Below are 13,058 nucleotides of genomic sequence, written 5' to 3'. Positions count from 1 at the left end.
GCGCTCTCCACGGCCGTAGGCTTGACGGGTGAGCAGCACTGAACCCGAGGCATCCGAAGTCTCCGACGCCCTTCTGGGCCCCGCCGACATCCGCGAACTGGCCACCGCGCTCGGCGTGCGCCCGACCAAGCAGCGCGGCCAGAACTTCGTCATCGACGCCAACACGGTGCGCCGGATCGTGCGGACCGCCGGGGTGACCCGGGACGACGTGGTGGTCGAGGTCGGCCCCGGCCTCGGCTCGCTGACCCTGGCGCTCCTCGAAGCGGCCGACCGGCTGGTCGCCGTCGAGATCGACGACGTCCTGGCGGGTGCGCTGCCCGCGACGGTCGAGGCCAGGCTGCCCGCCCGCGCCGACCGCTTCACCCTCATCCACTCCGACGCGATGCAGGTCACCGAACTGCCGGGGCCGCCGCCCACGGCACTGGTGGCGAACCTCCCGTACAACGTGGCTGTTCCCGTCCTGCTGACGATGCTGGCCCGTTTCCCCTCCATCGAGCGGACGCTGGTGATGGTCCAGGCGGAGGTCGCCGACCGCCTCGCGGCCGAACCTGGCAACAAGGTGTACGGGGTGCCCTCCGTCAAGGCCAACTGGTACGCGCACGTCAAGCGGGCCGGCTCCATCGGCCGCAATGTGTTCTGGCCCGCACCCAACGTCGACTCGGGTCTGGTGTCGCTGGTCCGGCGCACCGAACCGATCGCGACGACGGCCTCCAGGGAAGAGGTCTTCGCGGTCGTCGACGCGGCGTTCGCTCAGCGCCGCAAGACCCTGCGGGCCGCGCTCGCGGGCTGGGCAGGGTCGGCGCCGGCTGCCGAGGCCGCGCTGGTCGCCGCGGGGATCTCCCCGCAGGCGCGCGGCGAGTCGCTGACGGTGGAGGAGTTCGCCCGGATCGCGGAGGGCAAGGTATGACGCTCCCCAGCGGTACGGGCGGGACGACCGGTACCGGCACCGGCACCGGCACCGGTACCGGCACCGGTACCGGGGACACCGCAGGCGTGACCGTCCGCGTCCCCGCCAAGGTCAACGTCCAGCTCGCGGTGGGCGGCGCCCGCCCGGACGGCTTCCACGACCTGGCCAACGTCTTCCTCGCGGTGTCGCTGTACGACGAGGTCACCGTCACCCCCGCCGACACCCTGCGCATCACCTGCACCGGCCCCGGCGCCGACCTGGTCCCGCTGGACCGTACGAACCTGGCGGCGCGGGCGGCCGAGCTGCTCGCGGCCCTGCGCGGCATCGAGCCCCGCGTGCACCTCCACATCGCCAAGGACATCCCCGTCGCGGGCGGCATGGCGGGCGGCAGCGCGGACGGCGCGGGCGCCCTGCTGGCCTGTGACGCGCTCTGGTCCACCGGCGCTTCCCGCGACGAGCTCCTCGGCCTCTGCGCCGAGCTGGGAAGCGACGTGCCTTTCAGCCTGGTCGGCGGAGCGGCGCTCGGCACCGGCAGGGGCGAGCGGCTGACACCGCTGGAGACGGGCGGCGCCTTCCACTGGGTCTTCGCGATGGCCGACGGAGGACTCTCCACCCCGACGGTCTTCCGCGAGTTCGACCGCCTCACCCCGGACGCGGGCCCGCCGGAGGCATCACCCGCGCTGATCGAAGCCCTGCGCACCGGCGACACCGTGGCCCTGGCAGGCGCCCTGTCCAACGACCTCCAGCCGGCGGCGCTCTCGCTGCGCCCGTCCCTGGCGGACACGCTCGCGGCAGGCACCGCGGCCGGGGCGCTGGCCGCGCTGGTCTCCGGCTCCGGCCCGACGACGGCGTTCCTGGCGAAGGACGCGGACGCGGCGGAGCGGATCGCGGCGGAGCTCCTGGAGTCGGGGACGTGCCGGTCCGCGCGGGTCGCGGTGTCGGGCGTGGCGGGCGCGACGGTCGTCCGCGGCTGAGCGCGGGGCCGCTGCTCCGATGGCAGCGGCCGCAGGACCTGTCGGCCGGGGCCAGTACGCTGGAGATCGATCACCCCCGTCCCAGGAGCGTCAATGGCCGTCAACCTCGTCAATGTCGAGGCCGTCAGCAAGGTCTACGGCACCCGTGCCCTGCTGGACGGTGTCTCCCTCGGCGTCTCCGAGGGCGACCGCATCGGCGTCGTCGGCCGCAACGGAGACGGCAAGACGACCCTCATCCGGATGCTCGCCCGTCTTGAGGAGCCCGACACCGGCCGCGTCACCCACAACGGCGGCCTGCGCAGCGGTGTCCTCACCCAGCACGACTCCCTCGACCCGCAGGCCACCGTGCGGCACGAGGTCATCGGCGACCTCGCCGACCACGAGTGGGCGGGCAACGCCAAGATCAGGGACGTCCTCACGGGGCTCTTCGGCGGGCTCGACCTGCCCGGCTTCTCCGAGGGCCTGGACACCGTCATCGCCCCGCTCTCCGGTGGTGAGCGCCGCCGGATCGCCCTGGCGAAGCTGCTCATCGCGGAGCAGGACCTGATCGTGCTCGACGAGCCCACCAACCACCTCGACGTCGAGGGCATCTCCTGGCTCGCCGGCCACCTCCGCGCGCGCCGCTCCGCGCTCGTCGTCGTCACCCACGACCGCTGGTTCCTGGACCAGGTCTGCACCCGGATGTGGGACGTCCAGCGCGGCGCCGTCCACGAGTACGAAGGCGGCTACAGCGACTACGTCTTCGCGCGGGCCGAGCGCGAACGCATCGCGGCCACCGAGGAGTCCAAGCGGCAGAACCTGATGCGCAAGGAGCTCGCCTGGCTGCGGCGCGGCGCTCCCGCCCGTACGTCCAAGCCCCGCTACCGCATCGAGGCGGCCAACGAGCTCATCGCCGACGTCCCGCCGCCGCGTGACACATCCGAGCTGATGAAGTTCGCCAACGCCCGGCTCGGCAAGACCGTCTTCGAGCTGGAGGACGTCACCGTCCGGGCCGGCGACAAGCTGCTGCTCCAGCACCTGACCTGGCAGCTCGGCCCGGGTGACCGGATCGGTCTGGTCGGGGTGAACGGCGCGGGCAAGACCTCGCTGCTGCGGGCGCTGGCCGAAGCGGCCCGTACGCAGGGCGAGACCCAGCCCGCCGCCGGGAAGGTCGTCGTCGGTAGGACCGTCAAGCTCGCCTACCTCTCGCAGGAGGTCGCCGAACTCAAGCCCACCCTGCGGGTGCTTGAGGCGGTGCAGCAGGTACGGGACCGGGTCGACCTCGGCAAGGGCCGCGAGATGACGGCGGGCCAGCTCTGCGAGCAGTTCGGTTTCTCCAAGGAGAAGCAGTGGACGCCGGTGGGCGACCTCTCCGGCGGTGAGCGGCGCCGGCTGCAGATCCTGCGGCTGCTGATGGACGAGCCCAACGTCCTGTTCCTCGACGAACCGACCAACGACCTGGACATCGAGACCCTGACCCAGCTGGAGGACCTCCTCGACGGCTGGCCCGGCTCGATGATCGTGATCTCGCACGACCGGTTCTTCATCGAGCGCACCACCGACCGGGTCTTCGCGCTGCTCGGCGACGCGAGCCTGCGGATGCTGCCGCGCGGAGTCGACGAGTACCTGGAGCGCCGCCGCCAGGTGGTCGACGCGCAGACCCCGGCAGCCGTGCAGGCGGTGGCCAAGGAGGCCCCCGGCACGGTGTCCGCCAAGGACGGCCGCGCGGCGAAGAAGGAACTCCAGAAGATCGAGCGGCAGCTGGGCAAGTTCTCCGACCGGGAGAGCAAGCTGCACGCACAGATCACCGAGAACGCCACAGACTTCGGGAAAGTGGCCGAACTGGACGCGGAGCTCCGCGAACTGACCACTCAGCGAGAAGAGTTGGAGATGCGCTGGCTGGAGCTGGCCGAGGACGCGTAGCTCTTTCCTGCCGTACCGCGCCGGCCGCGTAACGAGGGCATCACGGCCCGGTTCTCCCTTGGGCACAGGGGCGGACCGGGCCCTCTCGCTGCGCTCTTCGGGTGATAGAAAGAACTCCCGCTCGACTGACGTTGATGTGTGGGATCCACACCCGATTCGCTCCTTTCCGGTGGTTACGGCTGCCGGAATTGCGGGGGAGGCCGGTCGGGCAGTGGACCCCGCGTGAAGAGGTATGTGCTGATGACTCAGCCGCCCGACCAGCAGCCGCCGCAGGGCGGTTTCGGCGCGCCGCAGGACCCTCCGCCGGGTGGCTTCGGCGCCCCGCCGCCGCCCGCCCAGCCGCCGCAGATGCCGCCGCCGCCCCAGGCACCGCCGGGGCAGCAGTCCGCGCCCGCCCAGCCGCCCGTGCCGCCGCAGGGCCCGCCGTCCGGGCCGCAGCCCGGCTACGGCTACCCCCAGCAGGTGCCGCAGCCGGGCCCCTACGGATACCCGCAGCAGCCCCAGCAGCCCGGTCCGTACGGGCAGCAGCCCCAGCAGCCCGGCGGCCCGTACGGGCAGCAGCCGCCGCAGGGCCCCTACGGTCAGCAGCAGGGCCCCTATGGCTACCCCGCGCAGCAGTACCCGGGTGCGCCCTTCCCGCCGCAGGGCGGCGGGGGCAAGAACCCCTTCAAGGGCAAGCCGGGCGTCATCATCGGCGCGGCGGTCGCGGCACTGCTCGTCGTCGGCGCCGGGGTCTTCTTCGCCGTCGGGGGCGGTGACGACGGCGACAAGAAGCCGGTGGCGAGCGACAGCAAGAACACCGACGACAGGCCGACCTCCTCCGCGAGCGTCGATCAGGGCGACGGCAACGGCGACGGGCGCGCCGCGAACGACGACCTCAACGCCGGACGCAAGGCGGGCGAGGACAAGGTCCTGTGGCTGCAGACCAATGACGTGGCGCTGCCGCAGAACGGCGCGCAGAACTACGGCATGTGGTTCTCCGGGGACGTCGTCGTCCGCGCGATGTACAAGAAGGTCACCGCGTACGGGGTGAACGACGGCAAGGAGAAGTGGAGCGTGCCGGTACCGCACGCGATCTGCGCCGCGCCGCGCCAGACCACCCCCGACGGCAAGATCGTCATCGCGTACAAGAGCAACGACACCGACAAGGCCGACTGCAACCAGATGCAGGCCATCGACCTCAAGGCGGGCAAGGGCGGCTGGAAGAAGCAGATTCCCCAGGAGGGCAGCTTCGACATCATGAGCTCCCTGGAGCTGACGATCGCGGGCGACACCGTGACGGCCAGCCGGATGGGCCCCTCCAGCGCCTTCTCGGTCAGCGACGGGCACAAGATCTTCGGGCGGATGGAAGGCGCGTGCCAGCCGGACGCGTTCGCCGGGGGCGCCAAGCTGATCGCGGTCGAGTCGTGCACCAAGAACAGCCAGCCGGACGCGACCGAGCAGGTGCAGGAGCTCGACCCGTCGTCCGGCAAGTCCAAGTGGACGTTCAGGCTCCCCGCGGGCTGGCAGGTCAAGAAGGTCTACTCGCTGGACCCGCTGGTCATCTACTCGGCCAACGAGAAGAAGAAGTCCTGGAACATCTCCGTCCTCAAGCACGACGGGACCCGGCGCTCCCAGCTGACCACGAAGGACAGCTTCCGGCCCGAGTGCGGTCTCTCCATCATCGACCGTGACCTCCAGGGCTGCGTCGGTACGGCCGCCGACGCCAACACGCTGTATCTGCCGACCGAGGTGAAGAGCGGTGCGAACGCGGTGGTCGCGTTCGACCTGAACAGCGGCAAGGAGAAGTGGCGGGTGCCCGCGGGCGGCGACCGTACGATGCTGCCGCTGCGGATGGACGGCAGCAACCTCATCGCGTACAAGGAGCCTTCGTACGACGGCGGCGGCGCGGTCGTGTCCATCCCGTCGACGGGCGGCAAGGCGAGTGTGCTCCTGCAGAACCCGGCGTCGACCCAGACCATCGAGAACTCCTTCTACTCGAAGCTGGTCGCTTACCAGGACGGCCGGTTCTTCCTGATGTCGGGCCAGGTCAGGGGCAAGAAGGGCGACACCACCGAGAAGACGATGCTGGTCTTCGGCAAGTGAGCTGTCCCCGGACCCCCAACTCCCCCTCCACGAAGGCAGAACGATGACACAGCCACCTCAGCCACCGCAGCCGCCCAACGGCCCGCCGCAGGGAGGGTTCGGCGCGCCCAAGGACTCCCCGGCGGGCGGGTACGGTGCACCGACACCACCCCCCAACAGCCCCCCGGTCCCCCCGCAGATGCCGCCCGGGGCGCCGCAGACGCCCCCGCCGCCGCAGGGGCCCCCGCCTGCGGGTCCGCCCGCCGCGGGCCCTCCGCAGCACAGTGCCCCGCAGGACCCCGGGTACGGCTACCCGCAGACAGCCCCCGCCGGCCCCGGCTACGGCTATCCGCAGCAGCAGCAGCCCGGCGGGCCCGCGTACGGCTTCCCGCAGCAGCAGCAACAACCCGGCGTGCCTGCGTACCAGCAGTACCCGACGCAGCCCATGCAGCCCCAGCCCGGCAGCACCGGAGGCGGCGGGAAGTTCGGCATCGACGCGAAGATCATCACCGCCGCGGCCGTCGCGATCGTGCTGATCATCGCCGCGGGCTTCGTGTACGCGTCGGGCAAGGACTCCGACGCGCCCAATGTGTCCAGCGCAGGCCCGACCGGTGGCGGCGACAAGAACGGTGACACCGGCAAGGGCGCCGGGGGCAAGGAGAAGGTGCCCGCCGACACCAACTCCCGGGTCCTCTTCCAGATGCCGGCTCCGAAGGTCAAGGACGTCACGGCCGTCAACGGCTCCTGGACCACCGACAAGCTGTACGTGAAGTCCGGGGTCGACGAGGTCGTCGGCTACGACGCCGTCAAGGGCACCCAGGTCTGGAAGCTTCCGCTGCCGGGCCCGCTCTGCGCCGCGACGAGCCACGTCAGCAAGGACCACAAGACGGCCATCGCCTTCCAGCCGAAGGTGCCGACGAAGGCCAAGCCCTTCTGGGGCTGCTCCGAGATCGCCGCGCTCGACCTCGACAGCGGGAAGCTCCTCTGGCAGAAGTCGTACAACGACGGCGACCGCAAGGCCAGCGTCGACGAGGTGACCCTGGGCGCCGACACCGTCGCCACCGGCAGCACCAGCGGCGGGGCCGCCTGGGGGCTGGAGAAGGGCGAGCTGCGCTGGTCACCGAAGGTCTCCACGGACCAGTGCGAGGACGCCGGATACGCCGGCGGCCCCACCGCCCTGGTCGCCGTCCGCAAGTGCGGCGACTACGACAGCCCACAGGTCAGCGTTCAGAACCTGAACCCGAAGACCGGCGCGCCGCTCTCCACGTTCAAGATGCCGTCGGGTGTCGAGTACGCGCACATCGTCTCCGCCGCCCCGCTGGTGGTGGCCGCCGACGTCGGTGACACCGCGGGCGACGGCAGCGGCATCTCGGACTACTTCTCCGTCGACGCGAAGACCGGCAAGCTGCGCGCCCGGATCCCGGCCGAGGGGGACAAGTACGCCGGGAAGTGCGACAGCACCGAGGTCGAGCAGTGCAACAACCTGGCCGTCGGTGACGACCGGCTGTACGTCCCGACCGAGCAGCACGACGGCGTCGGCGACGCCGTCGGCCAGACCAACGAGATCGTCGCCTTCGACCTGGGCACCGGCAAGCCGGTACCGGGCCGTGCCGACGCGGGACCGGGCTATACGTCCTATCCCGTACGGATGGACGGCTCCAACGTCCTCGCGTACAAGACCGGCCCGTACAACAAGGGCGGCCAGGTCGTCTCGATCAACGGCACGACCCTCAAGCAGACGCTCCTGATGAACAATCCGGGCGAGGAGTCGGTCCGCGGGGCGGAGTCCAGCTTCGTGGTGGACAGCGCCGAGATCCGCTACTCCGAAGGCCGGCTCTATCTGGCCGACGACATGCTCAGCGAGTTCAGCGGCGACTCGGAGAAGCACTACCTGGCCATCGCGTTCGGTACCGGCTGACCGAACCTCCCGGGCTCGTCCCGGACATCCCTGCGGGGGCGCCACCCGGCGACGGGCGGCGCCCCCGCAGGCGTACCCGGCAGTACGTACGGCCCCTGCCCCCGGCGGGACAGCGCCTGGAACACCGGGAATCCCGCGATGCGGGGGCCTTCGCACCGGAAGGGGCGCGCGGCGCCGGACAAGCGTGTAACTTGCCGGGGCAGGAAAGCCGGGAGAGCGCTCCCGGCGCGGGGGGACAGGGGGGACCGCTCCATGGGCGTGCGGCTCATGGTGGTCGATGACCACCGACTGCTCGCCGAGGCGCTCGCCTCGGCGCTGAGACTCCGCGGGCACCGGGTGCTCGCAGCGGCGGCGCCCACGGCGGGCGCGGCCGACCTCGTGGTGAGCCGGGCGCCCGACGTCTGCCTGTTCGGCACGGCGGCGCCCGCAGAACCCGGGGTGTTCGACCCGGTCGCGCGGATCAAGAAGGAACGGCCTCAGGTGTCCGTCGTGGTGCTGGGGCCGGTGCCCGACTCGCCGGGCATCGCCGCGGCGTTCGCCGCCGGCGCCTCGGGCTACGTACGCCACGACGAGCGAATCGAGGGCGTCGAGCGGGCCATGGTGCAGGCGTGTGCGGGGGAGACCGCGGTCGCGCCGCAGCTGCTGCGGGCCGTGTTCACGGAGCTGCTCAATCCGGTGGCCCGGCCGGACGACGAGGGGCGGCGGCTGCTGGGCCTGCTCACCCAGCGCGAGGTGGAGGTGCTGGCCCGGGTGGCGGAGGGCGAGGACACCCGGCTGATCGCGGCCGGCATGCGGATCGCGCCGAGCACCGCCCGTACGCATGTGCAGCGGGTCCTGGTGAAGCTCGGCGTCGGTTCCCGCCTGGAGGCCGCCGCGCTCGCCGCCCGCACCGGGCTGCTCGACCACGCGGTGGTGCGAGCGCTGCCCGGTGGCCGGGACACGCAGGAGGGGCCGGACCTCACCTGAGTGAAGTCCGGCCCCTCCCCGGGCCGTTGCGGGACTCTCCTACGGCGTCCGCTGCTCCGCCGGGGCGTCGTCCGGGGTGGGCGGAGCCACCGGACGCAGCTTCAGCCAGACCAGGAAGAACAGACCGAGGGCCAGCATGGCGAGCCCGGTCCAGAGGTTGATGTTGATCCCCTGGGCCTTCTTCAGATCCGCGTCGGACGCGGTGATCCCCGCGATCGTCACGATGATCCCGTAGACCACGAACAGTCCGCCGATGATGCGCCGGATGTCGAAGAGGCGGGCCGCCGTCGCGGACTTCTTCTCCAGTTCGGAGACTTCGTTCTGCAGTTCAGACATGGTGGGTGCCTCCGATCAGAGCGAGTAGGGCAGGTAGCACAGGGCCGCGACGACGATCGCGCCCCAGCCGAGCAGGGCCGGCTTGCGGTACCAGGCGTCGTCGCCCTCGGCCGGTGCCTCCGGGGCGTCCGGCGACTCCGTCCCGTACACCAGACCGGCCAGTTCGGCCTCGGGCTTGGGGGCGGTGAAGAGCGTCACGAGGACCATGACGACCGCACCGGCGACGAAGCCGACGATCGCCGAGACGAAGTTGGCGCCCTGGTCGGTCGGGATGGTGATGATGCCCTGCTTGTAGATCCAGAAGTAGTTGACCATCGCGGCGGTGGTACCGGCGAGCAGCCCCCACACACCGGACTTCATCGAGGCGCGCTTCCAGAACATGCCGATGATGAAGACCACGAACAGCGGGACGTTGAAGAAGGAGAACAGCGTCTGGAGGTAGCTCATGATGTTGGAGAAGCTGGCGGCGATGAAGGCCGTGCCGATGGAGGCCAGCACGCCGATCGCGGTGATCAGCCGTCCGAAGCGCAGGTAGTACGCGTCGGGCTTGTCCTTCTTCACGTACCGCGCCCAGATGTCCGTCGTGAAGACGGTGTTGAACGAGGAGACGTTGGCGGCCATACCGGCCATGAAGGCGGCCAGCAGACCGGTCACGGCGATGCCGAGCACACCGTTGGGCAGCAGCTCCTGCATCAGCAGCGGGATCGCGTCGTTGTACGTGAGGTCCGAGCCGGGGGTGCCGATCTTCGGGGCGATGACGGCGGCGACCAGGCCGGGGATCATCACGATGAAGACGATGAAGATCTTCGGGATGGCGGCGATCAGCGGGGTGCGCTGGGCGGCCGAGAGGTTCTTCGCGGAGAGAGCGCGCTGCACCTCGGCGAAGTTCGTCGTCCAGTAGCCGAAGGAGAGCACGAAGCCCAGACCCAGGATGATCGTCAGCCAGTTCGCGCCGAGCGGGTTCGCGTGGCCGATCGATGTGCCGCCCCAGGCCGTCATGAAGTCATGCCCGTGGCTCTTGGTGAGGCTGTCGGAGAGACCGTCCCAGCCGCCGACCCGCTTGAGGCCGAGGATGGTCAGGGGTATCAGCGCGGCGAGGATGACGAAGAACTGCAGCACCTCGTTGTAGATCGCCGAGGAGAGACCGCCGATGGTGATGTATACGAGCACGAAGAGGCCCGCGACCACGATCGCGACCCACTGCGGCCAGCCCAGGAGCGCCTCCACGACGATCGACAGGGCGTAGAGGTTCACGCCCGCGATCAGCACCGCCGAGAAGGCGAAGAGTATGGAGCTCAGCAGGTGCGCCGACTTGTCGAAGCGGTGCAGCAGGAACTCCGGTACGGAGCGCACCTTCGACTTGTAGTAGAAGGGCATCATCACCAGGCCGAGGAAGACCATGGCGGGGATGGCGCCGATCCAGTACCAGTGGACGACGGCCACGCCGTACTGCGCGCCGGTCGCGGCCATACCGAGGATCTCGGTGGCGCCGAGGTTGGCGGCGACAAAAGCCAGACCGGTGACCCAGGCGGGCAGTGAGCGGCCCGACAGGAAGAAGTCGAGGCTCGTCTTCACGCTCGCTCTGGCAGCGAACCCGATGCCCAGAACCACGATGAAGTAGATCGCCAGAATCGTGTAGTCGAGCCCGTTCGTGGGGAGCCGGAGTCCGGCAGCCAGGTATTGCATGAGTACTCGCTTCGTTGCCAGAACTTTTCCGCTGTGGAACCTACGCCTAGGTGTTCAAAAATTGAACACATGCCTGGTGTTCTTTGTTTGATTGTGATCGGGCTGGTTGGTATGTCCTGATGAAAGCGCTTGCTACTTCCCCATTGACTGAACTGTTGACTTGTGGTTTGTTGTGTGCGGTTATGTTTGATAGGTCGCAGTGGGCGAGGAGCGCCAGCGTGAAGAAGACATCGACCCGTCTCGCCGACGGTCGTGAGCTGCTCTACTACGACGGCCGGGACGACACCGTCCGTGACGCTGTGGACCGGCGCCCCCTCGGCCCCGTCGCCACCGCGTCCGAGATCCGCACCGACCCGCTGCTCGGTGACGCCGTCGCCATCTCCTCGCACCGCCAGGAGCGCCCCTACCACCCGCCGGCCGACGAGTGCCCCCTCTGCCCCTCGCGCGACGGACGGCTCAGCGAGGTCCCCGAAGCCGACTACGACGTCGCCGTCTTCGAGAACCGCTTCCCCTCGCTCGCCGGCGACTCCGGCCGCTGCGAGGTCGTCTGCTTCACATCCGACCACGACGCGTCCTTCGCCGACCTCACCCCCGACCAGGCCGGCCTGGTCCTGGAGGCCTGGACCGACAGGACCGCGGAGCTCGCCGAACTCCCCTCGGTCAAGCAGGTGTTCTGCTTCGAGAACCGCGGCGCCGAGATCGGTGTGACCCTCGGCCACCCGCACGGCCAGATCTACGGCTACCCCTTCATCACCCCGCGCACCGCGCTGATGCTGCGCTCCGCAGACGCGTTCCAGGAGAGCAGCGGCGGGCGGAACCTCTTCGACGAGAACGTCGCCCGCGAGACGGCCGACGGCACCCGGGTGGTCCTGGACGGCGCGCACTGGGTCGCGTTCGTCCCCTACGCCGCCCACTGGCCGTACGAAGTGCACCTCTACCCGAAGCAGCGCGTGCCCGACCTGCGCTTCCTCGGCGACGAGGCGCGCGCGGAGTTCCCGGAGATGTACCTGGAACTGCTGAGGCGCTTCGACCGGATCTTCGACGGCCCGGACGGCGGGAAGGACGGGGCGGGCGAGCCCCCGACCCCGTACATCTCCGCCATCCACCAGGCGCCCTTCGGCGAGCTGGAGGGATACGGCATCAACCGGGACGAATTCGCCCTGCATCTTGAGCTTTTCACCATTCGCCGCACTTCGGGCAAGCTGAAGTTCCTCGCGGGTTCCGAGTCGGGCATGAACGTCTTCGTGAATGACGTGCCGCCGGAGACCGCGGCCGAGCGACTTCGAGAGGTAGCGAGCAAGTGAGCAAGAAGTATCTGGTCACCGGTGGCGCGGGATACGTCGGCAGCGTCGTCGCCGCCCATCTCCTGGAGGCCGGTCACGCGGTGACCGTGCTCGACGACCTCTCCACCGGGTTCCGCGTCTCCGTCCCCGAGGGCGCCACGTTCGTCGAGGGGCGCATCCAGGACGCCGCCCGGTGGCTCGACTCCTCGTACGACGGGGTGCTGCACTTCGCCGCGTCCTCGCAGGTCGGCGAGTCGGTCGTCGACCCCGAGAAGTACTGGCTGAACAACGTCGGCGGCACCACGGCGCTGCTCGCCGCGATGCGGTCCGCCGGAGTCCGCACCCTGGTGTTCTCCTCCACCGCCGCGACCTACGGCGAGCCCGCGACCGTACCGATCAGGGAGAGCGCCCCCACCGCGCCGACCAATCCGTACGGTGCCACCAAGCTCGCCGTCGACCACATGATCAGCGGCGAGTGCGCGGCGCACGGTCTGGCCGCGGCCAGCCTCCGTTACTTCAACGTCGCCGGCGCCTACAAGACGTACGGCGAGCGCCACGACCCCGAGTCGCACCTCATTCCGCTCGTCCTCCAGGTCGCCCAGGGCCGCCGGGACGCCATCTCGGTCTACGGCGACGACTACCCCACGCCTGACGGCACCTGCGTCCGCGACTACATCCACGTCGCGGACCTCGCCGAGGCGCACCTGCTGGCCCTGGAGGCCGCGGCAACCGGCGAGCACCTGATCTGCAACCTCGGCAACGGCAGCGGGTTCTCGGTCCGCGAGGTCATCGAGACCGTCCGCAAGGTCACCGGGCACCCGGTCCCCGAGCAGGCGGCCGGCCGCCGCGCCGGCGACCCGGCCACGCTCGTCGCCTCCGCCGACACCGCACGCGAGCGGCTCGGCTGGGCCCCCTCGCGCTCCGATCTGGCCGGGATCGTCTCCGACGCCTGGGCCTTCGCGCAGAGCACCCGCGCATCCGCGCAGGACAGTGTTGTCCCACAAAAGGGGAGTTGCTGAGGA

General features: G+C 70.3%; 10 protein-coding genes. 8 read left to right on the top strand and 2 right to left on the bottom strand.

The annotated features are described in order from the left end of the window. The first annotated feature begins 28 nt into the window (after positions 1-28). The 6 genes from rsmA (at position 29) to OG917_RS13945 (ending at position 8,731) form a co-directional block, all read left to right on the top strand. Positions 29-907: a 16S rRNA (adenine(1518)-N(6)/adenine(1519)-N(6))-dimethyltransferase RsmA gene (rsmA, locus tag OG917_RS13970; protein ID WP_328317921.1), complete on the top strand. Its 879-nt coding sequence runs from the start codon at positions 29-31 to the stop codon at positions 905-907. After that, complete coding sequence (locus OG917_RS13965; RefSeq protein WP_328317920.1) at positions 904-1,881, top strand: 4-(cytidine 5'-diphospho)-2-C-methyl-D-erythritol kinase; 978 nt, start codon at positions 904-906, stop codon at positions 1,879-1,881. Before rsmA ends, OG917_RS13965 begins: the two co-directional genes overlap by 4 nt. Positions 1,882-1,974: 93 nt before the next feature. Next, on the top strand, positions 1,975-3,783 hold the full coding sequence (locus OG917_RS13960; RefSeq protein WP_328317919.1) for an ABC-F family ATP-binding cassette domain-containing protein: 1,809 nt from the start codon (positions 1,975-1,977) through the stop codon (positions 3,781-3,783). Between the two features lie 240 nt (positions 3,784-4,023). Further along, positions 4,024-5,868: an outer membrane protein assembly factor BamB family protein gene (locus OG917_RS13955; RefSeq protein ID WP_328317918.1), complete on the top strand. Its 1,845-nt coding sequence runs from the start codon at positions 4,024-4,026 to the stop codon at positions 5,866-5,868. Positions 5,869-5,911: 43 nt separating this feature from the next. Further along, complete coding sequence (locus tag OG917_RS13950) at positions 5,912-7,765, top strand: outer membrane protein assembly factor BamB family protein (protein WP_328317917.1); 1,854 nt, start codon at positions 5,912-5,914, stop codon at positions 7,763-7,765. 252 nt (positions 7,766-8,017) lie between these two features. Then, a complete protein-coding gene (locus OG917_RS13945) occupies positions 8,018-8,731 on the top strand; it encodes a response regulator transcription factor (RefSeq protein ID WP_328317916.1) in 714 nt (237 codons plus the stop codon). Positions 8,732-8,770: 39 nt separating this feature from the next. Here OG917_RS13945 and OG917_RS13940 read toward each other — a convergent pair whose 3' ends face one another. Next, complete coding sequence (locus OG917_RS13940; protein WP_328317915.1) at positions 8,771-9,067, bottom strand: hypothetical protein; 297 nt, start codon at positions 9,065-9,067, stop codon at positions 8,771-8,773. A gap of 15 nt (positions 9,068-9,082) precedes the next feature. Next, on the bottom strand, positions 9,083-10,753 hold the full coding sequence (locus OG917_RS13935; RefSeq protein WP_328317914.1) for a sodium:solute symporter family protein: 1,671 nt from the start codon (positions 10,751-10,753) through the stop codon (positions 9,083-9,085). Positions 10,754-10,971: 218 nt separating this feature from the next. Between OG917_RS13935 and galT the strand changes: the two genes are divergently transcribed. Together galT and galE are read left to right on the top strand one after the other, a co-directional pair. Then, a complete protein-coding gene (galT, locus tag OG917_RS13930; RefSeq protein ID WP_328317913.1) occupies positions 10,972-12,057 on the top strand; it encodes a galactose-1-phosphate uridylyltransferase in 1,086 nt (361 codons plus the stop codon). Then, positions 12,054-13,055, top strand: a complete 1,002-nt coding sequence (gene galE, locus OG917_RS13925; RefSeq protein ID WP_328317912.1) for a UDP-glucose 4-epimerase GalE — start codon at positions 12,054-12,056, stop codon at positions 13,053-13,055. The genes galT and galE overlap by 4 nt, the downstream gene beginning before the upstream one ends. Positions 13,056-13,058: the final 3 nt, after the last annotated feature.

Source organism: Streptomyces sp. NBC_00388, from assembly GCF_036061255.1.
Classification (GTDB): domain Bacteria; phylum Actinomycetota; class Actinomycetes; order Streptomycetales; family Streptomycetaceae; genus Streptomyces.
This window is presented reverse-complemented; position numbering and strand designations above follow the sequence as displayed.

What these genes read in the sequence shown, in the direction of transcription:
- OG917_RS13950 (WP_328317917.1), top strand. Translation starts at nt 5,912, where the DNA reads ATGACACAGCCACCTCAGCCACCGCAGCCGCCCAACGGCCCGCCGCAG.
- OG917_RS13960 (WP_328317919.1), top strand. Translation starts at nt 1,975, where the DNA reads ATGGCCGTCAACCTCGTCAATGTCGAGGCCGTCAGCAAGGTCTACGGC.
- OG917_RS13935 (WP_328317914.1), bottom strand. Translation starts at nt 10,753, where the DNA reads ATGCAATACCTGGCTGCCGGACTCCGGCTCCCCACGAACGGGCTCGAC.
- OG917_RS13955 (WP_328317918.1), top strand. Translation starts at nt 4,024, where the DNA reads ATGACTCAGCCGCCCGACCAGCAGCCGCCGCAGGGCGGTTTCGGCGCG.
- OG917_RS13965 (WP_328317920.1), top strand. Translation starts at nt 904, where the DNA reads ATGACGCTCCCCAGCGGTACGGGCGGGACGACCGGTACCGGCACCGGC.
- OG917_RS13945 (WP_328317916.1), top strand. Translation starts at nt 8,018, where the DNA reads ATGGGCGTGCGGCTCATGGTGGTCGATGACCACCGACTGCTCGCCGAG.
- OG917_RS13940 (WP_328317915.1), bottom strand. Translation starts at nt 9,067, where the DNA reads ATGTCTGAACTGCAGAACGAAGTCTCCGAACTGGAGAAGAAGTCCGCG.